This is a genomic window from Streptomyces sp. NBC_01314 (assembly GCF_041435215.1).
Taxonomy (GTDB): domain Bacteria; phylum Actinomycetota; class Actinomycetes; order Streptomycetales; family Streptomycetaceae; genus Streptomyces.
Genome location: NZ_CP108394.1, coordinates 5,914,913 through 5,940,518, shown reverse-complemented (window position 1 = coordinate 5,940,518; position 25,606 = coordinate 5,914,913). Strand labels below are relative to the sequence as shown.

The 25,606-nt window shown below is 71.0% G+C and carries 19 protein-coding genes, 2 tRNA genes, 1 pseudogene and 1 riboswitch; of the genes and pseudogenes, 9 read left to right on the top strand and 13 right to left on the bottom strand.

What is annotated here, in order from left to right:
• Positions 1–155 precede the first annotated feature (155 nt).
• From OG622_RS26040 to OG622_RS26025, 4 genes are all read left to right on the top strand, one after another.
• Complete coding sequence (locus OG622_RS26040; RefSeq protein ID WP_037689248.1) at positions 156–1,580, top strand: hypothetical protein; 1,425 nt, start codon at positions 156–158, stop codon at positions 1,578–1,580.
• 225 nt (positions 1,581–1,805) lie between these two features.
• Positions 1,806–3,017 (top strand): L-2-hydroxyglutarate oxidase, encoded by a 1,212-nt coding sequence (gene lhgO / locus OG622_RS26035; protein WP_371579031.1) that lies wholly within the window; start codon positions 1,806–1,808, stop codon positions 3,015–3,017.
• Positions 3,018–3,277: 260 nt separating this feature from the next.
• The gene (gene trmB, locus OG622_RS26030; RefSeq protein ID WP_371579030.1) at positions 3,278–4,087 is read left to right on the top strand and encodes a tRNA (guanosine(46)-N7)-methyltransferase TrmB; all 810 of its coding nucleotides are present in this window, start codon (positions 3,278–3,280) and stop codon (positions 4,085–4,087) included.
• 270 nt (positions 4,088–4,357) lie between these two features.
• Positions 4,358–5,701 (top strand): PrsW family intramembrane metalloprotease, encoded by a 1,344-nt coding sequence (locus tag OG622_RS26025; protein WP_371579029.1) that lies wholly within the window; start codon positions 4,358–4,360, stop codon positions 5,699–5,701.
• 276 nt (positions 5,702–5,977) lie between these two features.
• Here OG622_RS26025 and OG622_RS26020 read toward each other — a convergent pair whose 3' ends face one another.
• The 5 genes and pseudogenes from OG622_RS26020 to OG622_RS26000 all read right to left on the bottom strand — a co-directional run bounded on the left by OG622_RS26020 (position 5,978) and on the right by OG622_RS26000 (position 11,362).
• Positions 5,978–6,922, bottom strand: coding sequence for an aldo/keto reductase (locus OG622_RS26020; protein WP_371579028.1), 945 nt, complete (start codon positions 6,920–6,922; stop codon positions 5,978–5,980).
• 212 nt (positions 6,923–7,134) lie between these two features.
• Complete coding sequence (locus OG622_RS26015; RefSeq protein WP_371579027.1) at positions 7,135–8,202, bottom strand: M23 family metallopeptidase; 1,068 nt, start codon at positions 8,200–8,202, stop codon at positions 7,135–7,137.
• Positions 8,203–8,212: 10 nt separating this feature from the next.
• Positions 8,213–8,374: riboswitch (cyclic di-AMP (ydaO/yuaA leader) on the bottom strand.
• 335 nt (positions 8,375–8,709) lie between these two features.
• Positions 8,710–9,614 (bottom strand): annotated as a pseudogene (locus OG622_RS26010) (PP2C family protein-serine/threonine phosphatase).
• A 429-nt stretch (positions 9,615–10,043) separates the two neighbouring features.
• Positions 10,044–10,685 carry a GTP cyclohydrolase II gene (ribA, locus tag OG622_RS26005; RefSeq protein WP_371579026.1) on the bottom strand — a complete coding sequence of 214 codons (642 nt, stop codon included), beginning with the start codon at positions 10,683–10,685 and terminating at the stop codon, positions 10,044–10,046.
• Between the two features lie 146 nt (positions 10,686–10,831).
• The gene (locus OG622_RS26000; protein ID WP_371579025.1) at positions 10,832–11,362 is read right to left on the bottom strand and encodes a MarR family winged helix-turn-helix transcriptional regulator; all 531 of its coding nucleotides are present in this window, start codon (positions 11,360–11,362) and stop codon (positions 10,832–10,834) included.
• Between the two features lie 171 nt (positions 11,363–11,533).
• Between OG622_RS26000 and OG622_RS25995 the strand changes: the two genes are divergently transcribed.
• Both OG622_RS25995 and OG622_RS25990 read left to right on the top strand, forming a co-directional pair.
• Positions 11,534–12,691 (top strand): dihydrofolate reductase family protein, encoded by a 1,158-nt coding sequence (locus OG622_RS25995; RefSeq protein WP_371579024.1) that lies wholly within the window; start codon positions 11,534–11,536, stop codon positions 12,689–12,691.
• Positions 12,692–12,904: 213 nt separating this feature from the next.
• Positions 12,905–12,978: transfer RNA gene (locus OG622_RS25990), tRNA-Met, on the top strand.
• A gap of 85 nt (positions 12,979–13,063) precedes the next feature.
• On the opposite strand, the gene cyaB is transcribed toward OG622_RS25990, so the two are convergent.
• A complete protein-coding gene (gene cyaB / locus OG622_RS25985) occupies positions 13,064–13,636 on the bottom strand; it encodes a class IV adenylate cyclase (RefSeq protein ID WP_371579023.1) in 573 nt (190 codons plus the stop codon).
• A 253-nt stretch (positions 13,637–13,889) separates the two neighbouring features.
• Positions 13,890–14,477 (bottom strand): FtsX-like permease family protein, encoded by a 588-nt coding sequence (locus tag OG622_RS25980; RefSeq protein WP_371579022.1) that lies wholly within the window; start codon positions 14,475–14,477, stop codon positions 13,890–13,892.
• A gap of 151 nt (positions 14,478–14,628) precedes the next feature.
• On the opposite strand from OG622_RS25980, the gene OG622_RS25975 reads away from it, so the two are divergent.
• Complete coding sequence (locus tag OG622_RS25975; RefSeq protein WP_371579021.1) at positions 14,629–16,014, top strand: chloride channel protein; 1,386 nt, start codon at positions 14,629–14,631, stop codon at positions 16,012–16,014.
• Positions 16,015–16,129: 115 nt separating this feature from the next.
• Here the strand turns inward: OG622_RS25975 and OG622_RS25970 are convergent, their stop codons facing one another.
• On the bottom strand, positions 16,130–17,191 hold the full coding sequence (locus tag OG622_RS25970) for an oxygenase MpaB family protein (protein ID WP_371579020.1): 1,062 nt from the start codon (positions 17,189–17,191) through the stop codon (positions 16,130–16,132).
• A gap of 109 nt (positions 17,192–17,300) precedes the next feature.
• Between OG622_RS25970 and OG622_RS25965 the strand changes: the two genes are divergently transcribed.
• Positions 17,301–18,008, top strand: a complete 708-nt coding sequence (locus tag OG622_RS25965) for a TetR/AcrR family transcriptional regulator (protein WP_371579019.1) — start codon at positions 17,301–17,303, stop codon at positions 18,006–18,008.
• A gap of 124 nt (positions 18,009–18,132) precedes the next feature.
• Here OG622_RS25965 and OG622_RS25960 read toward each other — a convergent pair.
• The 5 genes from OG622_RS25960 to OG622_RS25940 all read right to left on the bottom strand — a co-directional run bounded on the left by OG622_RS25960 (position 18,133) and on the right by OG622_RS25940 (position 23,786).
• Positions 18,133–18,205, bottom strand: a tRNA-Lys gene (locus tag OG622_RS25960).
• A 180-nt stretch (positions 18,206–18,385) separates the two neighbouring features.
• A complete protein-coding gene (locus OG622_RS25955) occupies positions 18,386–19,945 on the bottom strand; it encodes an amino acid permease (protein WP_371579018.1) in 1,560 nt (519 codons plus the stop codon).
• Between the two features lie 210 nt (positions 19,946–20,155).
• The gene (locus OG622_RS25950; RefSeq protein WP_371579017.1) at positions 20,156–22,444 is read right to left on the bottom strand and encodes a DEAD/DEAH box helicase; all 2,289 of its coding nucleotides are present in this window, start codon (positions 22,442–22,444) and stop codon (positions 20,156–20,158) included.
• Positions 22,445–22,794: 350 nt separating this feature from the next.
• Positions 22,795–23,319, bottom strand: a complete 525-nt coding sequence (locus OG622_RS25945) for a hypothetical protein (RefSeq protein WP_371579016.1) — start codon at positions 23,317–23,319, stop codon at positions 22,795–22,797.
• A 116-nt stretch (positions 23,320–23,435) separates the two neighbouring features.
• The gene (locus OG622_RS25940; protein WP_189776386.1) at positions 23,436–23,786 is read right to left on the bottom strand and encodes a metallopeptidase family protein; all 351 of its coding nucleotides are present in this window, start codon (positions 23,784–23,786) and stop codon (positions 23,436–23,438) included.
• Between the two features lie 191 nt (positions 23,787–23,977).
• On the opposite strand from OG622_RS25940, the gene OG622_RS25935 reads away from it, so the two are divergent.
• Positions 23,978–25,540, top strand: a complete 1,563-nt coding sequence (locus OG622_RS25935) for a metallophosphoesterase (protein ID WP_371579015.1) — start codon at positions 23,978–23,980, stop codon at positions 25,538–25,540.
• The last annotated feature ends 66 nt before the right edge of the window (positions 25,541–25,606 follow it).

Here is a 25,606-nt window from a genome sequence, read left to right as displayed (position 1 = left end):
CAACACTCCGTACTTCGTCCGCACTTTCGTACGGACCACAATCCCGCCATCCGGATTTGGGCCCCTTAACGCTTGGGATGCGGCGAACTACGCTGGGTTTACGAATGCCGCGTGCCTATGCCGCCGCGGCAGCCGTCTGTTCGAGGGGTGGCGCAATGTCCAGGGAGCAACGCGGGCCGAACGAAAAACTCGGCGCCGTTCTCGCCCTCGCGGGAATCAGCAACGCAGGACTCGCGCGTCGCGTCAACGACCTTGGCGCTCAACGCGGGTTGACACTTCGCTACGACAAGACCTCGGTGGCGCGGTGGGTCTCCAAGGGCATGGTCCCCCAGGGGGCCGCGCCGCACCTCATCGCGGCCGCGATCGGGCAGAAGCTCGGCCGGCCCGTGCCGCTCCACGAGATCGGCCTGGCGGACGCGGATCCCGCCCCCGAAGTGGGCCTCGCCTTCCCCCGTGACGTCGGACAGGCGGTGCGCGCGGCGACGGAGCTGTACCGCCTCGACCTCGCCGGCCGCCGCGCGGGCACCGGCGGCATCTGGCAGTCCCTCGCCGGATCGTTCGCGGTGAGCGCGTACGCGACGCCCGCCTCACGTTGGCTGATAACCCCGGCCGACAGTTCGGTGGCTCGCGAGGCGGGCTCGGCGGAGGGCTCGGGGTCGCCGTTGAAAGTCGGCCACAGCGATGTGCAGAAGTTGCGGGAGGCCGCCGAGGACGCCAGGCGCTGGGACTCCAAGTACGGAGGCGGCGACTGGCGTTCGTCGATGGTGCCGGAGTGCCTGCGGGTCGAGGCCGCGCCGCTGCTGCTGGGGGCGTACTCCGACGAGGTGGGCCGCGCGCTGTTCGGAGCGTCCGCGGAACTCACCCGCCTCGCAGGCTGGATGGCCTTTGACACGGGTCAACAGGAGGCCGCGCAGCGGTACTACATCCAGGCGTTGCGGCTCGCGCGGGCCGCGGCCGACGTGCCGCTGGGCGGGTATGTGCTCGCCACGATGTCCCTGCAGGCGACCTACCGCGGCTTCGGCGACGAGGGCGTCGACCTCGCGCAGGCCGCCCTCGAACGCAACCGGGGGCTGGCCACCGCGCGCACGATGAGCTTCTTCCGGCTCGTCGAGGCGAGGGCGCACGCGCGCGCGGGCGACGCGGTGGCCGCCGGGGCCGCCCTCAAGGCCGCCGAGGGCTGGCTGGAGCGGGCCCGCGACGGCGACAACGATCCGACCTGGCTCGGCTTCTACGGCTACGACCGGTTCGCCGCGGACGCCGCGGAGTGCTACCGCGACCTCAAGGCGCCACGTCAGGTGCGCCGCTTCACCGAGCAGGCGCTGTCGCGGCCGACGGAGGAGTTCGTACGCTCGCACGGGCTGCGGCTCGTCGTGTCGGCGGTCGCCGAGCTGGAGTCCGGCAACCTCGACGCGGCATGCGAGCAGGGGGTACGGGCGGTGGAGGTCGCCGGGCGCATCTCCTCGGCTCGCACCACCGAGTATGTGAAGGATCTGCTGCATCGGCTGGAGCCGTACGGGGATGAGCCCCGGGTCATCGAGCTGCGGGAGAGGGCGCGGCCTTTGTTGATGACTCCGGCCTAGGGTTGGGTGCCGACTCGGGTTGGGTGCCGACTCGCCTGCCGGGTCTACGTCGGTTTGGCGAGTTCTGGGGTGTTATGGCTGCTCGCACAGTTCCCCGCGCCCTCTTTGGGGCGCGGCCTTGGACACCCGGCGTACAAGATCGTGACCAGCACCATGTAGGCGGCTTCCGGGTTTGAGGGCATTGTCAGTGGTGCAGTGCACTATCGGAGTCGGGAGGTGGGGCGCGTGCGGAGGCAGGGCGCGTACGACTGCGATGTGCTCGTGGTCGGCGGCGGAATCGTCGGGCTGTCGACGGCGTATGCGATCACGCGGGCCGCGCCGGGCACGCGGGTCACCGTGCTGGAGAAGGAACCGGGGCCGGCCCGGCATCAGACCGGGCGGAACAGCGGCGTCATCCACAGCGGGATCTACTACCGGCCCGGATCGCTGAAGGCGCGGTACGCGGTCGGGGGCGGCGCCGAGATGGTCAAGTTCTGCGCCGAGTACGGCATCGACCACGCCGTCACCGGGAAGCTGATCGTCGCCACCGAGAGGTCCGAGCTGCCCCGGCTGCACGCCCTCGTACAGCGCGGGCGGGAGAACGGGATCTCGGTGCGGGAGCTGGGCGCCGCCCAGATCGCCGAGTACGAGCCGGAGGTGCGCGGGCTCGCCGCCATACACGTCGGGACCACCGGGATCTGTGACTTCGTCGGGGTCGCCCGGCAGCTCGCGCGGGCGTCCGGCGCCGAGATCCGGTACGGCGCCGAGGTCGAGCGCATCGACCGGCGGGCCGCACTGGGGGTCGCCGTCCGGATCCGGGGCGGTGACGTCGTACGGGGGCGGGTGCTGGTGAACTGCGCCGGGCTGCACTGCGACGAGGTGGCCCGGATGACCGGCGACGAGCCCGGGATGCGGATCGTGCCGTTCCGGGGGGAGTACTACGAGCTGGCGCGGCCCGAGCTGGTCCGCGGACTCGTGTATCCGGTACCCGATCCGGCGTTTCCGTTCCTCGGGGTGCATCTGACCCGGGGGATCGACGGCGGCGTCCACCTCGGGCCCAACGCGGTGCCCGCGCTGGCCCGCGAGGGGTACGAGTGGGGGACCGTACGGGTGCGGGAGCTGGCGGCGACGCTGGCGTGGCCCGGGTCCTGGCGGATAGCGCGGCGGCACTGGCGGTACGGGGCGGGGGAGCTTCGGCGGTCCGTGTCGAAGAAGGCGTTCACCGGGGCGGTGCGGCGGTTGTTGCCGGCGGTCTCGGAAGGGGATCTTGTGCCGGCGGCAGCGGGGGTGCGGGCGCAGGCCGTGCTTCGGGACGGGACGCTGGTGGATGACTTCTTGATCCGGGAAGGGGCGCGGGCGGTGCATGTACTGAACGCGCCTTCCCCCGCGGCGACCGCTTCGCTGCCGATCGGTCGAGAGGTGGGACGGCGAGCGCTGGCCGCGCTGGCCGGGGTGTAGCGGAGGCCTGGTGGAGCGGACGCCTGCTCAAGCGGCGCGCGGCGGGTGGTGGTGGTGCTGGGTGGGGGCGGGTTTCGCTCGCCGGCGCGCGGCGGGTGGTGCCGGGCGGGAGCCGGATGCACTCACCAGCACGCGGTGCGGACAGTGCTGCGTCCGCCCGGGCCGCCTCAGCGGCCTGGCTGCCCGCGGCTGGGTGGGGGGTGGTGGAGGCTGTGGGCAGGCTGGGACGGGGTTCGGGGGAGTCGTAAAATCGGGGCACTGTGTCTGACTCTGCCGATACCCCCGAGCCCCGCACCTCCGGTGCCTCCCTTCAGCATGCCCGGGTCAAGGGTGAGCCGCGGTTTCCCGATGGGCCCAAGCCGGATCCCGCCGGGTCGCACTTCGAGCGGCGGATCAGGAGCTTTCAGCCTCGGCGGAGTCGGGTGACGGCCGGGCAGGCGGACGCGTTGCAGCGGCTGTGGCCCAAGTGGGGGCTCGACATCGACGGGCGGGCGCTGGACCTCGTCGAGCTGTTCGGCAACGAGAAGCCCGTCGTGCTGGAGATCGGGTTCGGGATGGGAGAGGCGACCTCTCAGATGGCCGCCGCCGATCCCGGCACCAATGTGCTCGCCGTGGACGTGCACACGCCTGGCCAGGGGAATCTGCTGAATCTCGCGGACCGGGAGGGTCTGTCGAATGTGCGGGTCGCGAACGGCGACGCGATCATTCTGCTGCGGGAGATGCTCACCCCCGGCTCGCTGAACGGGCTGCGGGTCTACTTCCCCGACCCCTGGCCGAAGAAGCGGCACCACAAGCGGCGGCTGATCCAACCGGAATTCCTCGCGCTCGTCGCGTCGCGGCTCGGGCCGGGGGCGATCGTGCACTGTGCGACGGACTGGGAGCCGTACGCCGAGCAGATGCTGGAAGTGCTGACCGCGCATCCCGAGTTCGAGAACACCCGGGCCGACGGCGGGTTCGCGCCACGTCCCGACTTCCGGCCCCTGACCCGTTTCGAGGGGCAGGGACTGGACAAGGGTCATGTGGTGAACGATCTGCTCTTCCGCCGCGTACAGCAGCGTGAGTCTCAGTGAGCATGAGTCTCAGTGAGCGTGAGCCTCGGGTGAGCTGACGCAGGAGCAGGAGCAGATGCACGAAGTGGAATCCGAACAACCCCCCACAGGCGTCTGAAGGCCGTCGTTCACAGTCCGGCGGGCACGGTTCCAAGGAATCGGTTCGGCGGGCGCCATCCGAGAATGCGGTTCGGCGGACGAGTCCGATGGGCGCGGTCCGGCGGGCCCGGTCCCGCGGGCCGCACCACGCGCCGTCGCGGGCGGCGCCCATCCCTCGTTAGGGTCCATGCAATGGCCACCAGTTCCCCCTACCCGACGCACCCCCGCGGCCCCGCCGACGGGTATGCGTTCAGGCCCACGCGCTGGTGGCAGCGGAAGAGCGTCAGATACGGGGCACTGATAGGGCTGCTCGGAATCTCCGGGTTCGTCATCCTCGCGCTGGTCCGTGAACAGACCGGCACGGAAGGGTTCCTCGTCGGACTGGGGCTCGCCGTGCTGCCCGTGCCGTTGCTCATGGCCGCGTTCCGGTGGCTGGACCGAGTGGAGCCCGGGCCCTGGCGGAACCTGGTGTTCGCGTTCGCCTGGGGGGCGTGTGCGGCGGCCCTGATAGCCATCGTGGCGAACAGTTTTGCGACCCGGTGGATAGCTACGGCGACCGCGGACCCCTCGCATGCCGACGCCCTGGGTGCCACCGTCATAGCGCCCGTGGTGGAGGAGACCGCCAAGGCCGCCGCCGTACTCCTCGTCTTTCTGTTCAGGAGGCGCGACTTCACCGGGATCGTGGACGGGGTGGTGATCGCGGGGTTCACCGCGACCGGGTTCGCGTTCACCGAGAACATCCTGTACCTGGGCACCGCTTTCGGGACCGATCAGCTCAGTGGGGGAAGTGGGCTGGCGTCGGTCACCGCGGCCACGTTCTTCGTACGGGTGATCATGTCGCCGTTCGCGCATCCGCTGTTCACCGTGCTGACGGGGATCGGGTTCGGGGTCGCGGCGTTCTCCGCGGAGTGGCAGCGGGGGCGGCGCGTGCTCGTGCCGGTGGGCGGGCTGCTGCTCGCCATGGGGATGCACGCGGTCTGGAACGGGTCGGCGACGTTCGGGGAGTACGGGTTCTTCGCGGTGTACGCGGCGTTCATGGTGCCGGCGTTCGGGTTGCTGACCTGGTTGGTGATCTGGGCTCGGCAGCGGGAGTTGCGAACCGTGCGGGAGGAGTTGCCGGCGTATGCGGGCGCGGGGTGGCTGACGCCGGCCGAGCCGTATGTGCTGGGGTCGATGCGGGCTCGGCGGGTGGCGCGGGAGTATGCGGCGCACCACTTCGGGAAGGCGGGGGCCCGGTCGGTCGCGGAGTACGAGGCGTACGCGACGCAGTTGGCGTTCCTGCGGCATCGGGGGCGGCGGGGGCGGGCCGGGGGTGACTTCGCGCTGCGGGAGCGGGAGCTGTTGTTCGAGCTGTGGCGGCGGCGGGGGGTGGCTCGGCCGGCCATGGCGTATGCGGGGCGGGAGGCCGGGCCGAAGCTGGGGTATGGGGCTGGGTACGGGTATGGGTACCAGTACGGCGGGTACGGGTCGGCCTACCCGCAGGCGGTGGCCTACGGGATGGCTCCGTACTCCTCGTACAACCCGTATCGGTATTAGCGGGCCGCGGCATTCGGTCGGGCGGTTCGCGTGCTGCCGGTGGTCGGGGCCGTGCGTGGGCGGCGGACCGGGCGTTGTGGGATCGGTCGATGGCCGCATGCCGCACATCTCGCGCCTCACGTATGACGCCTCACGTATGACACCTCGCTGAGGGCAGCTCGGTCGTCGGTGCGGTTGCCCGGCCCGTACGGCCTCGCCCAGCCGTGGGCAGCGTGCCGCTGGGCGGCATGGGTGAGCGTGGCCCGACCCTGCCGGCCCCAAGGGGTGTCGCGGACGCTACGCCGAGGCCTCGGTCAGGCGGTTCAGCTCCTCGGGGGTGAGGGTGAGGTCGGCGACGGCCAGGAGGGCGGGGAGTTGGTCGACGTTTCGTGCGGAGGCGATCGGCGCGGCGACGGTCGGCTGGGCGGCGAGCCAGGCGAGGGCGATGGTGGCGTGAGCGGCGCCGCGGGACTCGGCGATGTCATCGAGGGCCGTGAGGACCCGCGTGCCGGCCGGGGTTTCGAGGTACGCGCCGGCGCCGGCGGCGCGGGGGCTGTCGACCGTCGTGCCGGGTCGGTACTTACCCGTCAGGAAGCCCTTGGCGAGGGCGAAGTACGGGACGGCGGAGAGGCCGGAGTCGGTGGCGATGGCCTGGAGGGGGCCCTCGTAGGTGTCCCGGGAGACCAGGTTGTAGTGGGGCTGGAGCGCCACATAGCGGGCCAGGCCCTCGGCGGCCGAGAAGTCCAGGGAGGCCTGCAGGCGTTCGGGGGTGATGTTGGACGCGGCAATCGCGCGGACCTTGCCGGCCTTCACCAGGTCGTCGAGGGCGGTGATGATCTCCTCGACGGGGACTTCGGGCTTGTCGAAGTGGGTGTAGTAGACGTCGATGTAGTCCGTGCCGAGGCGGGCGAGGGAGGCGTCGGCCGCGGCCCTGATGTTGGCCGCCGTCAGACCCTGGTACTCGGGGTGCTGGCTCACCTTGGTCGCGATGACCACGTCGGCGCGGTTGCCTCGGGACGCGACCCACTTGCCGATGATTTTCTCGGACTCACCGCCCTGGTTGCCCTCCACCCAGGCCGAGTACGAGTCGGCGGTGTCGACGAAGTTGCCGCCGACGGCCGCGTAGGCGTCGAGGACGGCGAAGGACTGTGCCTCGTCTGCGGTCCAGCCGAAGACGTTGCCGCCGAGGGACAGCGGGAAAACCTCGATGTCGGACGTGCCCAGCTTGCGAAGAGAAGTCATGTCCAACGTCAACCGGCGAGGCGGACACCCGCATTCCGCCCCAGCGTGAACGGCACGTGAAGGGGTACGGCACGTGAAGGGTGGGACAGGGGAGGAATTCCTCGGCGACGGTGCTTGCCGTCTCCGTCGGCGTCCGGCCTCGTGCGGCCCGGACATGACGAACGCCGCGTAGTCCTCACGGACTGACGCGGCGTCGTTGGTGGTGACCGGCTCTACGGGTTCAGGCCCTTGCTGCGCAGCCACGCCGCCGGGTCGATGCCGCTGGCCGAGCCGCCGGGGTGGACCTCCATGTGGAGGTGGGCGCCGGTGACGTTGCCGGTCGCGCCCACGCGGCCGATGACGTCGCCGGTGGCGACCTTCTGGCCGACGCTGACTCCGATGGAGGACTGGTGGGCGAACCAGATCTCGGTGCCGTCGTCGAGGGTGAGGACGGTCTTGTAGCCGTAGGAACCCTCGTAGCCGGCCTGCGTGATGGTGCCGCTGTGCACTGCCTTGATGAGGGTGCCCGTGGGAGCGGCGAAGTCGAGGCCGGTGTGGTAGCCGGAGGACCAGTAGGGGCCGGCCTGGCCGAAGGTGGAGGTGAGGGTGTACGAGGAGGTGGGAAGCGTGAACTGCCCGGCGAGGGCGGCGAGGCGCTCGGCCTCCTTCTTCGCCGCGGCCTCGTCGGCCGCCTTCTTCTTGGCCTCGGCCTCCTTGGCCTCGGCCTCCTTCTTCTCCTTGGCGGCCTGCTCGGCGGCCTTGTCCGCGGCGGCGGTCTGCGCGGCCTCGGCGGCGGCCTTGTCGGAGGCGTCCTGCTGGGACTCGGCCTGCGCCATGATGCGGGCGCGGAGCGCCTCACCGGCGTCGGCGGTGCCCTGCTCGGCGTCGGTGGCGATCAGGCCGGCGCTGCTGAGCGGGGACCTGGAGGCCTCCGGCTCCGGCTCCGGGTCGTCGGCCTCGTCCTCGAAGACCGAGCCGACGTTCGGCATGTCGGGCATCGAAATGGACACCGGGGCCTGGCCGGACTGCGCGCTGGCCATGCCGGCGCCGCCGACGGCGGCAATGACACCGACGCCGAGAACCGTGGAGCTGCGGGCCAGTCCGCCACGGGCGAGTCCACCGCGCGGCTTGGCGACGCGGTGCCGACCGCGAACGGGGCGAATGGTCTCCTCGCTGGGATTCCACTCCTGCCAGGGGCCCTCGTTGTCGCTGTTGTAGCTGCCGTAGCCGAACGTCTGGCTCTCGCCGTCGTGTTGGCTCGGTACGAACGGGGCTTCGGTCGCGGACCGGTTCGACGCCACGTGGGCGTGCTCCTTCCTTCCTCCTCGCCTACCGGGTTAGCTGACGGGTTCGGAGCAGGAAGGTCTCCTACGCGCGTAAACCGGACGTGCGCACTGCCACGACGGTTTCCGTGCGATTCACCCCAGGGTGTTGGTTCCCCGGTTCCCTTGCGGGATTCGGCGCGTGAGCACGGAGCCATCTCTTGTGACGGCTGGGACGACCGCGCTGCGTTATCGAACGTTAATAGACGCGAGTGCTCCATTCCAAGCTGTTCCGAATGATCGTTCCGGCATTCGCGCTGGACTTTACGGGGCATGAGGGGTTTAAAACGGGCGAGTTGACCTTTCCTCGCGAGTAACAAATGTTCTGACGATACATCAGCCGCTATACGGAGGACGGTCGAACGGACACGTTCCGTCATATCGCGGTCCGCCGATCGTGAGAGATGTGAGAGAGACGTGTCGGCGGGCAGGCCAGGCCGGGCACGGCAGGGCGGAGCAGGGCAGGCACATGGGGACGGTCGTGTGTCACGGGCGGCGGACTGCCAGGAGGGCCATGTCGTCCGTCGTGCGGTCGCCGGTGTGCTGACGCACCTCTTCCGCGAGCGTCGTCAACAGGGCGCGCGGTGCGGAGAAGACACGGCCCGACAGGCGCGCGGCCGGGTCGTAGAAGACACCGCACGCGTCCCGCGCCTCGGAGAGGCCGTCCGTGTAGAAGAGGAGCGTGGCGCCGGGCGGGAGTCCCGTCTCCTCCGCGCGGTCGGGCCAGGCGCCCAGGTCCTCCATGCCCAGCGGGAGCGCGGGCCGCGAGGCGTCCAGGGTGCACAGGGTGCCGTCGGCGTACAGCAGCAGGGGTGAGGGGTGGCCTCGGTTGACGATCCGGGCGCGGCCTGCACCGTGCGGGAACTCCGCCAGTACGGCCGTCACGAACCGTTCCTGTGGACTGAGCGGGGGTGAGTCCGTTCAGCCGCGCGCCCCGAACGGCCTTGGGCGAACTGGTCCCCGGCGTACTCGACCCCGGGGCGGCGACACGCATCCTGTGCGTGGTCCGGGCCCGGGAGGCCCCCGCGGCCGGAGGCCGCTGATGGACACAGCCGGGCGTCGCTGCGGCGGACGAGACGGTTGATGAGTACGGCCAGTACGGCGACGGTGGCCACCGTGGCGATCTCGGTGATCGCGTCCACCCTGCCCGTGTCGCCGGAGTGGAGGCGTACGGCTGTGATGCCGGCGATCGAGGCGATTCCGGTGATCACCGTACCGTGCAGCGAGAAGAGCGGGGCCGCCACGAGGGGTGCGGCGGTGAAGAAGGGGACCGCCGTGAACTCACGCGGGGTGAAGTGGTCGTAGAAGAGGCCGATGGCGATCAGCAGGACGGGAATGCCGCGGGCGAGCGTACGTGTGTGCGAGAACCGCCACCCACCCGGCTCCCTCACACCCTCCGCCCCCTCTCCCACACCCTCGACCCGCTTCACTGCCCCACGGATACAGGGTTTCCGGGCGTGGAGTACGGGGCTGGTCGGCGGGGCCGAGTGGGCTAGTGGGAGGGCGTGGGGGTGGGTGGAGGGAGCCGATTCAGCCCGGTGGGAGGGGTGCGGCTGACGGGTGCGTTGTGGGGCGGCGGAGCTGTTCCGGCCGGAGGACGGATGGGCCGCTGCCGGAGGTTGGTTGCTGGAGGCCGGTGGGCTGACGGCTGGTGCTGGAGGCCGGGGCGGCTGCGACCCGCCGCTTGGGCTAGCGGGGTCGGTGCGGCCGTCCTTCGGGTCGCTCCTGCCTGCGGCCCCGGGCCACTGCCCGGCCCGTTCGTGCTCTCGCCACCTTCGTCTCCTCGGCCCTCCGGCCCTCGACCCTGTTGCCCCGGGGACTCAGCCCGCCGTCAGTCCCGTCAGCTCCGGCAGGAGGAGCGTGTGGTGGGTCTGGAGGACCTTCGCGCGGAGGTAGCGGACGTTGTGAGCGGTGGTGAAGACGCCCGTGGGGACGCGGTCGCGGACGCCTACGCCCAGGTCGCGGAGCTGCTGCGCCTTGTCGGGGTTGTTCGAGAGCAGGTCCAGCTCGTCGATGCCGAGGGCACCCAGCATCTGGGCCGCCGCCGTGTAGTCGCGGGCGTCCTCCGGCAGGCCGAGCGCCGCGTTCGCCTCGTACGTGTCGAGGCCCTGGTCCTGGAGGGCGTACGCGTCGAGCTTGTTGTAGAGACCGATGCCCCGGCCCTCCTGGCGGAGGTAGAGGAGGACCCCGCCACGGTCGGCGATCCGCTCCACCGCCTCGCGCAGCTGCGGACCGCAGTCGCAGCGGGCCGAGCCGAAGACGTCGCCGGTCAGGCACTCCGAATGCAGCCGGACCAGCGGGGCCGTGCCGGGCGCGGGGTCACCGAGGACGATCGCCAGGTGCTCCTGGCCGTCGACGAGGCCGTGGAAGGTGACCATTTCGGTGTCGACGCCGTAGCCGTCGTGGAAACGCAGCGGTACCCGGACGCGGGCACGCGGGGTGGCAGCGGGAAAGTCGGGCATGCGGTTCTCCGGTCCTGGTACGGGCGTCGCCATGCTTCAGATTTGAAGCACAGCGCTCGCCAGGACTCTAACCCCTGCTTCAAATTTCAAGCAACCCGTTTTGGGGATGCCTCACATTCCCGCAACACAGGGAACCTCGCGGTGGGCTACTGACCGGACTGGCTCGACGGACACGCGCGGCGGCGCCACGGCAGGTCGTCGGAGCCGGCGACCGCCCGCGGGTCCCCGCCCTGGATCGCCGTCGCGATGGCCGCGCAGATCTCCTCGAACTGGCCGATCTGCTCGGGGCTGAGGTGGTCGAAGACGGCCTTGCGGACCGTTTCGACGTGGCCCGGCGCCGCACGCTCCAACAGGGCCATGCCCTCATCGGTGAGCACCGCGACACTGCCCCGTTTGTCCCACTGGCAGTCCTCGCGCCGCACCACGCCGTCCTTCTCCAGCCGGGTCACGACGTACGTCAGCCGACTGCGCGTGATCTTCAGGTGTTTGGCAAGATCGGTCATCCGCATCCGGCGGTCCGGCGCCTCGGAGAGGGCGGCGAGTACGGAGTAGTAGAGGTGCGGCAGGCCGGCCTCCTGCTGGAGCTGCCGGTCGAGCGCGTCCTCCAGGAGCGAGCTCGCGGCCACGTAGGCGCGCCAGGCACGCTGCTCCTCGGGGGTGAGCCAGCGGGTCGTCATACGTACAGTGTAGTTATTGTTTAAAACTTGAACCAAGCCGGACCGGAGACGGTCGTCATCGTTTGCCGCCGACGGCCATCATCACCGCCGCCGACGGTCTCGCCCCGCCGGCGCCACAGTCACCACCACCACCACCCTCCACAGCCACCGTCACCGCCAGGGAGCGCGTCCATGCCCCAGCCCTACGTCCTGTTGTCCGCCGCCGTCTCCCTCGACGGCTTCCTGGACGACACCGGGCCCGAACGGCTGCTGCTCTCGGGCCCGGCCGACTTCGACCGGGTCGACGAGGTGCGCGCGGCGAGCGACGCCATCCTGATCGGCGCCGGCACCCTGCGCACCGACAACCCCCGGCTGCTGGTCAACTCCCCCGAGCGCCGCGCTGCCCGCGTCGCCGCCGAGCTCCCGGAGTACCCGCTGAAGGTGACGGTCAGCGCGTCCGGCGATCTCGACCCGACGGCCCGGTTCTGGCACACGGGCGGCGAGAAGGCCGTGTACACGACGGACAAGGGCGCGGAGCGACTGCGCGCGCTCGGCCTGCCGGCCGGGCCGAACGGTGTGGACGTGGTGTCCGTCGGCCCCGATCTGGAGTGGCCCGCCCTCCTCGACCACCTCGGAGACGTACGCGGTGTCCGGCGCCTCATGGTGGAGGGCGGCGGCCGGGTGCACACCCAGCTGCTCCAGCAAGGGCTCGCGGACGAGGTGCAGCTGGCCGTCGCGCCGGTGTTCGTGGGAGAGGCGGACGCGCCGCGGCTGTTCGGCGCGGGCGCGTATCCCGGGGGGCCGAAGAGCCGGCTGCGGCTGCTGGAGACCCGGCCGGTCGGCGACATCGTCCTCATCCGGTACGCCCCCACCGTCCCCGGCGTCGGATCGGCCGTCTCCCCCGCCGACCGGCACTGGCTCGCGCTGGCCTGCGAACTGGCCGCCGAGTGCCCGCCCTCGCAGACCGCGTTCAGCGTGGGGGCGGTCGTGGTCGCCGAGGACGGGGCTGAACTGGCCCGCGGCCACTCCCGCGAGGACGGCGATCCCGTGGCCCACGCCGAGGAGGCCGCCCTCGCCAAGCTCGGCTCCACCGACCCCCGCCTCGCCTCCGCCACGGTCTACAGCAGCCTGGAACCGTGCGCCCGCCGCGCCTCCCGCCCCGCACCCTGCGCCCGGCTCCTCCTCGACGCGGGCGTCCGCCGCGTCGTCACGGCCTGGCGTGAGCCGGACACGTTCGTCGAGGACGCCGCCGTCGGCAACGCGGTGCTGTCGGCGGAGGGGGCCGAGGTCGTCGTCCTGGCGGGGTACGAGGAGCGGGCGAAGGCGCCCAACAAGCATTTGGTCGGCTGACTGGGGCTTGGCGACTGGCCTGACGAACGTTTGGGCGGCGCCCTGCAGACCTGACAAACGTTTGGGCGGCGCCCTCGGGACCTACCAAACGTTTGGGCGGCCAGGGTGCACCCGCGTGATCCGCAGAGATCAGCAGTGATCAGCAGTGATCAGCAGTCGCCATTCAACCCGTGTGCTTGGGGTCCCGCGGATGGCGTACACTGGTTTCAACGACGCGGGGTGGAGCAGCTCGGTAGCTCGCTGGGCTCATAACCCAGAGGTCGCAGGTTCAAATCCTGTCCCCGCTACTGAAGGCCTGGGGCCGGAATCCGATGAGGATTCCGGCCCCAGGTGTTTGTGTGCCCATGCGCCCTCATTGGTCAGGGCCGGGTGTCAGGGCCGGGTACGGCGGACCGCCGCCACCGCGTCCGTGTAGAGCTCGCGGGTGAGGTCCTCCGGGACGATGCCCAGGTCGCCGAGTACCGTGCGGATGTCGTCGAGGGCCGCGGCCACCTCGGCTTCCTCCTGGACCAGGCTCTCGATCTCCAGGAACGTGCCGTCCAGCTCGGGGACCCGTACGAGGGTGGCGAGCATCCGTCGGCCGTACGCCTCGAAGGAGTGGCTGCGGCAGCGCTTCTCGAACACGATCGCCGGCACATAGCCGAGGTGTTCCAGGATGGCGTGCGCGATCTGCGAGTCCTCGACCCGCGTCTCGTACTCGGGCTTCGAACCGGACGCCTCGTCCACCGTGGCCGCCTTGAAGGTGAGCAGCGTCCGCCGGTCGCCCGTGCCGTGGTCGGCCAGGAACCGCAGCCGCAGTTCCTCGTCCCGGGCGCGCAGGCTGCCGTCCGGCAGGTCGTAGTACGTGTCCTGGTACGTCTCGGACCTGCCCTCGGCCCGCTCGTCGAGCGCCCGCGCGACCGCCTCCGGCGCACGGACCCGGGCCTTCAACTCCGCCTCGATCACAACCCGTTCCTCTCCTCACGCACCGCTCTCCCCCGTTCCCCCTCCCTCCTACTGTCCCCTCCGGCCGCCGGTCGGGGGAGAGCCCGTCGTGTGCGCATTGACGGAAGGAGGGAAGGAGGAGAGGACGAAAAGCGGACTCCGTAGAGGCCGACCGGGGTGCGATTCGGCCGAGGCGACGGATGCCGTACAGAGAGTCTGGAGTCTGATCTACGGGTCGAGTGCCGGGTTCCGTGTGCGCCGCGTGCCCGTGCCGTCAGCCGTGGGCCCGTGCCGTGAGATAGGGGTCCCGGCGGAGGACTTCGCGGCTGCCGAGGAGGGTGCCGGTGGCCGGGCCGACGGCGGGCAGCAGCAGTGCGGCGGCGGCCCAGGCCGGTCCGGGCAGGGCGTCCGTGCGGGAGATGGGCAGGCCGAGGAGGCCGCTGAGCGGACCGGCCAACGCCACGGAAGCAACCGTTCCGACGAGCACGCCCACCACCCCGGCCGCCCCACCCGAGAGCACGGCCTCACCGAGCAGGATCCGCCGCAGCTCCGGCCGCCCGGACCCGAGGATCCGCAGGACGGCGAACTGCCCGACCCGGGCCCGCGTACTGTCCGCCGCCCGCACCGTCCCGAGCGCGACGGCACCCAACGCCAGAACCAGCACCCCGACCCGCATCGCGAGATCCGCCACCCCGAAGAGACCCGGCAGGTCACGTACCCGGTCGGACACGGGCGACGCCGAGAATCCCGCCCCCTGAAGCGACTTGGTCACGGCGGCCACCTGCCGCTGGTGCCCGACCAGCACGACGGCGGCCTGCGCGCCCTCCTGGCCCTCGGCCCCGGTTCGTCGTCGGTGTGACACGCATGGACCCTGTCGGCATGCCCGCCTCAGCACGGCGTGCCACGCTCGGAATCGCGCCGCGTGCATCAGTCGGCGAGGCGTTCCGGGTTCGGTTCGCCGGCGGCCGCCGGTGAGAGCGCGGCGAGGCCCGGATCGCGAGGAGGCCATGCGCATGCCGGTCGGCACGACCGAATCCGGGGCCGCGTCGCCCCCGGACCCGATGACGCTTCTTCGGAGCCGCGCGTACCTGGTGCTTCTGGTGATGGCCGCGCTGATCGGCGTGCCGGTGTCCGCGGCGGCGTTCGGCTTCCTCGCACTGGTCGGGGAGGTCCAGCCGTTGCTCTACACGGATCTGCCCAAGTCGATGGGGTTCGCCGGGACGCCCTGGTGGTGGCCGCTGCCGCTGCTCGCGGTGGGAGGGCTGCTCACGGCGCTGACGGTTCAGTACCTGCCGGGGCACGGCGGCCATGAACCGACAGCCGGGTTCAAGCCGACCGGCGCGCCCACCCCCATCGAACTGCCCGGCATCTTCACCGCGGCCCTGGCGACACTCTGCTTCGGCGCCGTCCTCGGGCCCGAGGCGCCTCTTCTGGCGCTCGGCGGCGGGCTCGCCGCCGGCGCCGTGCGGATGGTCAGACGCGACCCTCCGGAGCAGATGAGCGCAGTGTTGGGCGCGGCCGGCAGTTTCGCGGCCGTCAGTTCGCTGCTGGGATCACCCCTGCTGGGAGCGTTCCTCCTGATGGAAGCCTCAGGGCTGGGTGGGGCGATGATGGCGGTGGTGCTGGTGCCCGGCCTGCTGGCCGCGGGCATCGGCGCGCTCATCTTCGTCGGGCTGGGATCCTGGACCGGGCTGGGCACCTACTCGCTGACACTGCACGACGTACCCGAGGCCGCGCGCCCGACAGCGGCGGAATTCGGCTGGGCTCTGGTCATCGGACTGTCGGCCGCGCTCGCGGGTCTCGGAATCCGATGGCTCTCCGTCCGGCTCAGGACGCATGTCGAGAGGCGGCGGGTGCCGGCCACGGTGGTCATGGGCCTGGTCGTGGCGGGGCTGGCGATCGGCTACGCGGAGGGCACCGGCAAACCGGCGACGGACGTGCTGTATTCGGGGCAGACGGCGCTGGATCCGTTCCTCACGCACAGCGCCGCGTACTCGGTGGGCGCGTTGTCGCTGCTGGTGTTGTGCAAGGGCCTGGCCTATTGCGCGTCGCTCAGCGGCTTCAGGGGAGGCCCGATCTTTCCCGCGATGTTCGTGGGAGCGGCGGGCGGCATCCTGTCCTCCCATCTGCCGGGGCTGACCCTGGTCGCGGGGTTCGCGATGGGTATCGGAGCGATGAGCGCCGCGATGCTGCGCCTTCCGCTGGTCTCCGTCCTGCTGGCCACGCTGCTGATCGGGGCACAGGGGGTCACCGTCATGCCGCTGGTGATCGTCGCGGTAGTGGTCTCGTACGTCGCCACAGCGAAGCTCACACCGCTTCCGGGATCGGGATCGGGATCGGGATCGGGATCGGCACCGGCACCGGCACCGGCACCGGCACCGGCACCGGGCCGACGGTAGCTGTGACTTCGATGCTGGCCGACGGTAGCCGTGAACCAGGTGCCGGGGCCGCTGACAGCCACGAGCCCGATGCCAGGCCGGCGGCAGCCACGAGCCCGATGAAGGTCGGCCCCCGTTACGACAGTGGCCCCAGGATCTCCTGGGACTCGATCAGCCCCTGGTCGCTGGGGGCTTCGCCGTCGTCGAGGACACGGGCCGCCTGCCGTGCCCGGAATTCGAGATGGGCCTCGGCGGGCTTGGCGTAGCCGTGGCGGGCGCGGGCCTCCGCGGGGGTCAGTACCTCCTCCTTGCGGGGAGGTATGCCGAGCTTCATCGGTGCGATCACCGCGACGGTGGAGGGCGAGAGCCGTGCTATCAGGCGCAGTTCGGCCCTGGGGCTGAGGTGGGCGAGCGCGAAGGCCGTCTTCATGACGGGCACGATGAGCGCGTCGAGGAGGCGTGACTGCCGGATTCCCGCCATCTCGCGCATCCAGCGCGGCATGGTGGCGATCGTGGCGATCCGCTGGGTCTTCGCGACAGCCAGGCTCGCCGGTTTCGCCCAGCGCGGCGTCGGCGGGAAGACGAGCTCGCTCCTGAGCAGGTGGTTCATGGCCTGCACGGCGATGGGGCTGGCGGACAGCCGCGGACGCATCCGTTCGAAGTACGCGCGGACGCCGTCACGGCTGCGGGGCACGTCGTCCGGGGAGCACGTCTGCAGTTCCGCGGCGACCGCGCACGCCTCCCAGTACTCCTTCTCCTCCTGCTCGGTGAGCCGGCCGGGTCCGTACTTCTCGTACGCGTAGAGGATCGAGTGCCAGCCGGTGAGCTGGATCCACAGCTGCGAGGCGGGATCGTTGGCATCGTAGGTGCCGTCGCCGTAGGGCAGTCGGCCGATCGCCTTGGAATGGATCTTGACCAGGACGTCGGCGGCCCCGCACACCTCCCGTGAACCGGCGAAGGCCACCATCGCGAAGTACCGCAGGGTCCGGTCGTAGCGAGTGCGCGAGCGCCGGTAGATGCCCTGGGTCGCGTGGACCGCGGCAACCAGCGGCGGATCGAGTTCCTCCACCACGACGGCCCGCTGGAAGCCCACCGTCGGCGCGGTCGGATAGCTCCAGACCTTCCACACCACCGAGCCGGGACCGAAGAAACCGTAGTCCTCGTGCGGTTCGACCTCGTTCCGCTTCAGCTTCGCCATGGAACCGCTCCTCGTGCGCCCGGGGCGTACGCCGCCACCGAGCCGCGATTGATCCTCGATTACGACACTGCTGTCTTAAATTAAGACACGCATGTCGTAAACTGCCAAGATGCCAGCGCCCACCTCTTCGGAAGACAGGCCACGCAAGCGCCGCCCCTACGCCCCCCGTGTCCCGCTCGCCGAACGCCGCGAGCAGTTGCTCGACGCGGCCCTCACCGTGATCGTGAGCGACGGCTACGACCGGGTCTCCATCGACGCCATCGCCAAGCGGGCCCACGTCGCCCGGTCGGTGGTCTACGGCGCCTTCGAGAATCTCGACACCCTGCTGACCGCGCTGCTCGACCGACAGCAGGCACGCGCCTTCGCACGACTGCTTGAGACGATCCCCGCCGCGGGAGACCCGCGTGATCCCACCGCGGGAGATCCGCGTGCCCCTGCCGCTGCGGACCTGCACGACCCCGCCGTGTTCGCCTCCGAAGCGGTGCGCCGGATGTCGGCGATGCTCCGCGAGGACCCGGACACCTGGCGGCTGATCCTGCTGACTCCGGGCAACATGCCCACGGTCGTCCGCGACCGCATCGAGTCGGACCGCGAACGGTTCCGGCGCCGGGTCGAGGAGTGGATCTCCCTCGTACTGACCGGCAGGAGCGACCGGAGCGGCCCGGAACTCGACCCGCGGGTCCTCGCCCACGCACTCGTCGCCTGCGCGGAACACTTCGGCCGCGTCGCCCTCACCGATCCCGGCACATTCGAACCGTCACACCTGATCGGCCAGGTACGGATGATCCTCGGCGCCCTCTGGCCGCCTACGCGCTGACGGCCGGTCAGCGGCGACACCCTCGGCCGGCGGCCCGGCGAAAACGAAGCGGCGCCCGAGCCGACCGAAGCCGACCCGAGCGCCGCACCGCAGGTCAGAGGGGATATCCCCCACCCGCGAACCGTAGGCCCTGTGGGACTCGAACCCACAACCAATGGATTAAAAGTCCACTGCTCTGCCAATTGAGCTAAGGGCCCAGGCGATGTTGCCTCCCCGAGCATAGCCGGACGTGGCCGGGACTCCGATCGGGTATCGGTGACCCGGCCGCGTCGGCGGGCCGCAAAAAGGTCCGCCACAGAACAGAACGGACGGAAGATCGCCTGAAGCGGGTCGAGTTGGCTGGTGCCCGGGCCCTCTCGGTCAGGGCGCCCGAGCCCCTATCGCGCCACCTTCCGCGCCTCCTCCCGGGCCACGCTGCGCTCGTGCTCGGGGTTGAGGAACCAGTGGCGGGCGGAGGCGGCCCACCAGATCGCCGCGAAGCCCAGCACCGCCAGGACGGCGACGGGCGCGTAGTTGAAGTTCTCCCAGGTGACCGGGGACAGCTGCGGGAGCATGAACAGCACGGTGATCACGAAGACCCAGATCACCGCGATGAGGCCGATCGCCCGCGACCAGCGGCCCAGATGCCAGGGCCCCCGTTCGAACGCGTCGCCCTTGCGCAGCCGCAGCAGCGTCGGGATGACGTACGCGATGTAGAGGCCGATCACAGCGATCGAGGTGACGGCGGCATACGCCGTGACATTGATCAGATACGGCAGGCCCAGTACGAGCGCGCCGCCCGCCGCCAGCCAGACCGCCGCCACGGGGGTGCGGGTGCGGGGGCTGACCGTGTGCCAGACGTGCGAGAACGGGAGTGCGCCGTCGCGCGAGAAGGCGTAGATCATGCGGCTGTTGGCTGTGACGGAGGCCATACCGCAGAAGAGCTGCGCGCCGATGACGACGAGGAGGAGCAGTTTGCCGCCGGTCGCGCCGAGCGCGTCGAGCAGGATCTGCGCGGGCGGCACCCCGGTGGCCGACTCGCGAGCGCCGTCGTAGGACTGGATGGCGAAGGTGAAGCCGAGGAGGAGGACGAAGCCCGCCACCCAGGACGTCCAGATGGACTGGACGATGCCCTTGGGGCCGGCCGTCGACGCGTCGTGCGTCTCCTCGGTCATGTGGGCGGAGGCGTCGTACCCGGTGAAGGTGTACTGCGCCATCAACAGGCCCAGCAGCACCACGTACAACCCGCTGCCCCAGCCCGTGTGGTTGACGAACTCAGTGAACACGAACGACGCCGACTGATGGCTGTCGGGGACGATGACGAGCGCGCCGACGATGACGACGACACCCACGACGTGCCACCACACGCTGATGTTGTTCAGCAGACCGACGATGCGGACACCGAAGGTGTTCAGGAGGCCGTGCAGCAGCAGGATCGCGGCGAAGAGGAGGATCGTCCGGCCCGGAGTCACCTCGAAGCCGAACTCCAGGTTCAGATACGCCGCCAGGAAGGACGCCGCGCCGAAGTCGATGCCGGCGGTCACGGCGACCTGGCCGAGCACGTTGAACCAGCCCGTGAACCACGCCCAGGCGGCCGCGCTGCGCTCCGGCGCCAGTCGATGGGCCCAGAAGTACAGGCCGGCGGAGGTCGGATAGGCCGAGCAGATCTCGGCCATGGCCAGGCCGACGAAGAGCGTCATCAGGCCGACCACGACCCAGCCCCAGGTGATCACCGCGGGCCCGCCGGTGTTCATGCCGAAGAGGTAGAGCGTCATACAGCCGGAGAGGACCGAGATGATCGTGAAGGAGACCGCGTAGTTGGAGAACGCGGACATACGGCGGGCGAGGACCTGCGTGTAGCCCAGTTGGGCCAGCCGTTCCTCGTCGGACACCGAGACCGACACAGAGTCCGGAGCCGAAGCCCCGGCTGCCCCACGGGCTATGTCGTCATCTGTCATGCCCCCAGCAATTCCCTCTCCAGGGACGTGACATGCGCCACAGCGTGGCCGAAAACCGGCGGGGACAGGACGGAGCGGGGCGGAACAAGCCCGAAGGGCCCGTACGACCGGAGTCGTACGGGCCCTTCGAAGTGTCAGCAGGCGTCGGCCACGGGCCTCAGCAGTCGGCGTCAGCGATCGACACCGGCCATCGGCCGAGGGCCATCGACATCAGCCGTTGCGCTTCCAGCGCGGCTTCTCGTCGCGACGGCCGAAGGAGGAGCCGGTGCCGGTGCCGGAGCCCGTGCCGGTTCCAGTGCCGGTGCCGGTGCCGGTGCCGCGGTGGTCGTCACGACGGCCGTACGGACGCTCGTGGCCGCCGGAGCGGAAGCCCGGACGGTCGCCGCCCTGCCGGTCACGGTTGAACGGACGGTCGCTGCCCCGGTGCCCGCCACGCTCGTCGCGGCGCTCGAAGGTACGGCCACCACGGTCGCCGTCCCGACGGAAGCCACCGCCACCACTGGCACCACTGGTGCCACTGCCACCACGGTCACCGCTGTCACGACGCTCGAACGAACGCCCACCGCGCTCACCGTCACGACGCTCGACCCCGCCACGGTCGTTGTCCCGGCGGAAGCCACTGCCGCCGCGGTCGTCACGACGCTCGAAGGTACGGCCACCACGGTCGCCGTCCCGACGGTCGTCACGGCGGTCGTTGTCGCGGCGGAAGCCACTGCCGCCGCGGTCGTCGCGGCGCTCGAAGGTACGGCCACCACGGTCGTTGTCCCGACGGAAGCCACTGCCACCGCGGTCGTCACGACGCTCGAAGGTACGGCCACCACGGTCGCCGTCCCGACGGTCGTCACGGCGGTCGAACCCACCGCGCTCACCGTCGCGACGGTCGTCACGGCGGAACCCGCCGCGGTCGTTGTCACGACGCTCGTAACCGCCGTTGCCCCGCTCGTCGCGACGCTGACGCGGCTCGTACGCCGGACGCTCGGCCGGCTGCTCGACGATCACGGCCGGGGCCTCGACCGGCGCACCGTCCGCCTCGACGGCGGCGGTGGCGGTGACGGTCTCCGCGGCGGCGACGACGGCCGCCTCCGGGTCCTCGCCCCGCTCCCGCGCGGCACGCGCGGTCAGCCGCGTGGCCTCGTCGCGCAGCTCGGAGGCGCGGCGCGTGGCCCGCTCCAGCTCCTTGCTGAGCTGGGCGACCTCGCGCTCGGCCTGCTGCGCGGCGTTGTCGACCGACTCGGCCTGGACCTCGGTCATCGACCGGGCGCCGGTGATCTCGGCGACCTCGGTGTCGAAGGCCGTACCGCCCTGGATGATGTGGCGCGAGGCGTCGACGCCCGCGTCCTCCATCAGACGGAAGATCTGGCGACGCTGGTGCGGCAGGGAGAGGGACACGACCGTGCCACTCCGGCCCGCGCGGGCCGTACGGCCGGAGCGGTGCAGGTAGTCCTTGTGGTCACCGGCCGGGTCCACGTTCAGGACCAGGTCGATACCGTCGACGTGGATACCGCGGGCGGCCACGTCGGTCGCGACCAGCGCGTTGACGTAACCCTTCTTGAAGTCCTCGAGCACGCGGGTACGCGCGCCCTGCGTCATACCGCCGTGGAGCGCGTCGGCCTTCACACCGGAGTCGCAGAGCTGCTCGGCGATACGGTCGGCGCCCAGCTGGGTGCGGACGAAGATGATCGTGCGGCCCTTGCGGGAGGCGATCGCGGCGGTGACCGGCGCCTTGTCCTTGGGCTTCACGATGAGGATGTGGTGCGACATCGTCGTGACGTTGCCCTGGGCGCTGTCGACCTCGTGTGTGACGGGGTTGCTCAGGTAGCGCTTGACCAGCGTGGAGATCTCGTTCTCCATCGTGGCCGAGAACAGCATGCGCTGGCCGCCGCCCGGGATCTGGTCGAGCAGCTCGGTGACCTCGGGCAGGAAGCCCAGGTCGGACATCTGGTCGGCCTCGTCGAGCACGGCGACCTGGACGTTCGCGAGGGAGCAGGCGCCACGGTTGATGAGGTCGCGCAGACGGCCCGGGGTGGCGACGAGGACGTCGACGCCGCGCTCCAGGGCGTAGATCTGGTTGCTCATCGACGTACCGCCGCAGACGACCTTCATCTTCAGGCCGAGAACGTCGCCGTACGGCTGGAGGGCGTCCGCGACCTGCATCGCGAGCTCACGCGTCGGCGTGAGGATGATGCCGCGGGGCTTCTTCTTCTCGGTGTGGCTGCCGGACAGCTGCGTCAGCAGCGGCAGACCGAAGGAGAGGGTCTTGCCGGAGCCGGTGCGGCCACGGCCGAGGATGTCCTTGCCGGCCAGGGCGTCCGGGATGGTCGCGGCCTGGATCGGGAAGGGGCTGGTCACGCCGTTCTGCGCGAGCTTGCGCACTACGCCCTCGGGGAGACCCAGGGTCGCGAAGGTGACCTCGGGTGCTGCCTCGACGGAGACGTTCTCGATGTTCTCGACGTCTTCGTTCTCGGGCACGACGACGTGATCAGTACTGGAAATGGACATGCGTATGCGAAACCTTCCGGAGTCTCGTCGGCACGCGCCCGTCAACTCCGTGATTCGCACACGACCGCCTCTATGCGGTCCGCCACGGCAAGGGAGAGTACGCGCCACGCGGCGCGCTCTGTGGTGGCGCCGGGCAATGGGATCAAACGATCTACCACCATACGCACCCGCCACCCCCCAAGGCAAACTGAACGGATAACCGCAGTCAGATCCCGATACTTCGGGCAGGGGGTAAGGGCCAGCGTCAAGCGGCGGCAGAAATCTCATCGTACAGCACGGGCAGGGGCGAACAGGCACCGCACCCGAACACACCCCCGGTCCAGCGCCCAGCGCCGACAACTCCCCAGGCCCTACGCGGCATCCCCCGCTTGAGGCGCCGGCTCCCGTTCCACCAACTGCGCGCCCTGCTCGTGCGCGGACGACGACGGCTCGGCCGAGGGCTCCGGCGACGGCGACTCCACCGGCGGCGGCTCGGGCTCGGGCTCCGCCACCGTCGGCGGAGGAGTCGGCTCCCCCTTCGGCGGCTCGGGCTCCTCCGGCCGGTCCCCCTTCCCGTCGCCCTCGCCCCCCTTCGGCGGCGTCGCCTTCCCGGACGGCTCGGCGGCTCGGGAAGCCGACGGGGAGGCGGAGGCGGACTCGGACGCCGAAGGACCGGGCGAGGGGGAGCCGTGCCGCTTCCCCTGCCCGGACCGGTACGCCGCACCGCCCCCGCCCGTCACCGCGGAGCCCCCGTCCGGCTTCTCACCGCCTGGCTGCCCCGTGGACGGCGACGGCGCGGGCTTCCGCCCGTCGTCCCCCACGCTCATACAGCCGGCGGCTGCCGCTACGGCCATGACCGTGGCGGCCAGACGGACGGATACGTTCAAGGCGCGCACGGCGGCCACCTCCGAAGGGGGCGGAAAGGGGAGTCCACCTGCCCAACTCCCGCCGCCCACAAGAGGACACGCGCATCCGCGCGCCCCCGGAGCCCGCGCGCCACACCACCCCGCGGCTATCCGTAGCCCAACGCGTGCAACCGCGCGTCGTCGATCCCGAAGTGATGCGCGATCTCGTGCACCACGGTCACCTCGGTCTCCGCGACCACTTCCTCCCTCGTCCCGCACATCCGCAGCGTCGGCCCCCGGTAGATCGTGATCCGGTCCGGCAGCACCCCCGCGTACCACTCCCCGCGATCCGTGAGCGGAGTCCCCTCGTACAGCCCGAGCAGCTCGGGGTCGTCGGCGGGCGGCTCGTCCTCGACGAACACCGCCACGTTGTCCATCAGCCGCGTCAGCTCCGGCGGAATCCGGTCCAACGCCTCGGCGACCAGTTCCTCGAACTCCTCGCGCGTCATCTCCAGCACACGGCCATTGTCATGCACGACACGCGCGTACGAGAGATACGAGCAGCGCGAGAGCCACCGCACGAGACGCACAGCGACCCGGCGCACCACGCGCAACGACCACGCGCACCCCGCACATCACCACCCGGCCCTCGCCCCGGCCCCACGACCCCCGCCGCATATCCGCCCCCACCCATGGGCATACGGGACCAATGGCCCGCGTCCCCGCAGCCCCAGCCACCGCCGACACCGCCGCCAACACCCCGCGTACGATCCTGCGCCGCATCCGCCGGGCCATGCCTCGGGCCCCCCGCGCGCTGGCCCGGCACTATCGCTCGCGCCGCGCGCACCCGACCGTCGAGCTGGTCCACCACCCCCACCCCTGGGGGCGCGCGCTCGGCCTGGTCGCGGTCGTCCTGCTCGGCGCCTGGCTGGGCCTGTTGATCGTGGGGAACGTACGCACCCCCGTCGGCCCCATGAACACGACGATGACGCTGCGCCCGTCCCTCACCGGCGGCACGAAGATCAACGTCTCCCCCCTGGGTGCCCTGGAGCTACGCAGCCACAACGCCCCCGTACGCCTGGACGTGAACGTCGACCAGCTCGATCCGGAGCGCGCCCGGGCCCTGGTCGACCACCCCGAGCGGATCTCCGGGCTGCAGGAGGAGATCGCCTCCGACGTGCAGCACGGCACCATCGACCTGGCCGTACGCTCCGGCGTCGCCGTCGTCTCCGGGGCCACCGCGCTCGGCCTCGCCGTGTACCGCCGTCCCCGTCGCGCCCTCGCCGCCGGCGGCCTCGCCCTGGTACTCCTGGCCGGCGCCGGAGGTACGGCCGCCGCCACCTGGAACCCCAACTCCGTCCTGGAGCCGAAGTTCTCGGGCCTGCTCTCCTCCGCACCGTCCCTCGTCGGCAACGCGCGCAGCATCGTCACCGAGTTCGACGTCTACCAGAAGGAGTTGGCGCGCCTGGTGACGAACGTGACCAAGCTGTACGACGTCACGTCCACGCTCCCCGCGTACCAGCCGGACCCGACCACCATCCGCGTCCTGCACGTCTCCGACATCCATCTGAACCCCGCGAGCTGGAAGATCATCGCCTCGCTGGTGGAGCAGTACGAGATCAACGTCATCGTCGACTCCGGCGACACCATGGACCACGGCACCGCCGCCGAGAACGGCTTCCTCGACCCGATCGCCGACCTCGGGGCCCCGTACGTCTGGGTGCGCGGCAACCATGACTCCCGTGCGACGCAGCGCTATCTGGAGGGCATCGACAACACGCACGTCCTCGACGAGGGGAAGGCGGTGACCGTGGGCGGGCTGCGCTTCGCGGGGATGGGGGACCCGCAGTTCACCCCGGACCGCTCGACCGACAAGTCGGGACTGCCCTCGGAGGAGGCGGCCGGGGCACGGCTGGCGGAAGCCCTGCGCGCCCAGAGGGCGGCGGGCACCCCCGTGGACATCGCGATCGCCCACAACCCGGACGCCGCCCGGGAGACGGACGGCGACGTCCCGCTCGTCCTCGCCGGGCATCTGCACCACCCGGAGACGGAGGTCCTCGGCGAGGGCACCCGCCTGCGCATCGAGGGCTCGACCGGCGGCGGCGGCCTGCGCGCCCTGGAAGGGGAGCATCCCGACCCGATCGAGGCCTCGGTCCTGTACCTCGACCGCGACACCCGCCGCCTCCAGGCCTGGGACGAGATCAAACTCGGCGGCCTGGGCCTGACGACGGCCGAGGTCAGCCGCCACCTGCCCGCAGGGAACCGGCCCTGAGCGGCCGCGCCTATTCGGTTTGGCCCCCGTCCAACTGGCGTAGTACAGTCTCGTCGTGCCCAAGGG

Coding starts and splice junctions, on each gene's coding strand:
- OG622_RS25975 (WP_371579021.1), top strand. CDS start 14,629: ATGCCGGTCGGCACGACCGAATCCGGGGCCGCGTCGCCCCCGGACCCG.
- OG622_RS26020 (WP_371579028.1), bottom strand. CDS start 6,922: ATGACTTCTCTTCGCAAGCTGGGCACGTCCGACATCGAGGTTTTCCCG.
- OG622_RS25955 (WP_371579018.1), bottom strand. CDS start 19,945: ATGACAGATGACGACATAGCCCGTGGGGCAGCCGGGGCTTCGGCTCCG.
- OG622_RS25970 (WP_371579020.1), bottom strand. CDS start 17,191: ATGGCGAAGCTGAAGCGGAACGAGGTCGAACCGCACGAGGACTACGGT.
- OG622_RS25950 (WP_371579017.1), bottom strand. CDS start 22,444: ATGTCCATTTCCAGTACTGATCACGTCGTCGTGCCCGAGAACGAAGAC.
- ribA (WP_371579026.1), bottom strand. CDS start 10,685: ATGCCCGACTTTCCCGCTGCCACCCCGCGTGCCCGCGTCCGGGTACCG.
- OG622_RS26025 (WP_371579029.1), top strand. CDS start 4,358: ATGGCCACCAGTTCCCCCTACCCGACGCACCCCCGCGGCCCCGCCGAC.
- OG622_RS26000 (WP_371579025.1), bottom strand. CDS start 11,362: ATGACGACCCGCTGGCTCACCCCCGAGGAGCAGCGTGCCTGGCGCGCC.
- OG622_RS25995 (WP_371579024.1), top strand. CDS start 11,534: ATGCCCCAGCCCTACGTCCTGTTGTCCGCCGCCGTCTCCCTCGACGGC.
- OG622_RS26040 (WP_037689248.1), top strand. CDS start 156: ATGTCCAGGGAGCAACGCGGGCCGAACGAAAAACTCGGCGCCGTTCTC.
- OG622_RS25935 (WP_371579015.1), top strand. CDS start 23,978: ATGGCCCGCGTCCCCGCAGCCCCAGCCACCGCCGACACCGCCGCCAAC.
- OG622_RS25965 (WP_371579019.1), top strand. CDS start 17,301: ATGCCAGCGCCCACCTCTTCGGAAGACAGGCCACGCAAGCGCCGCCCC.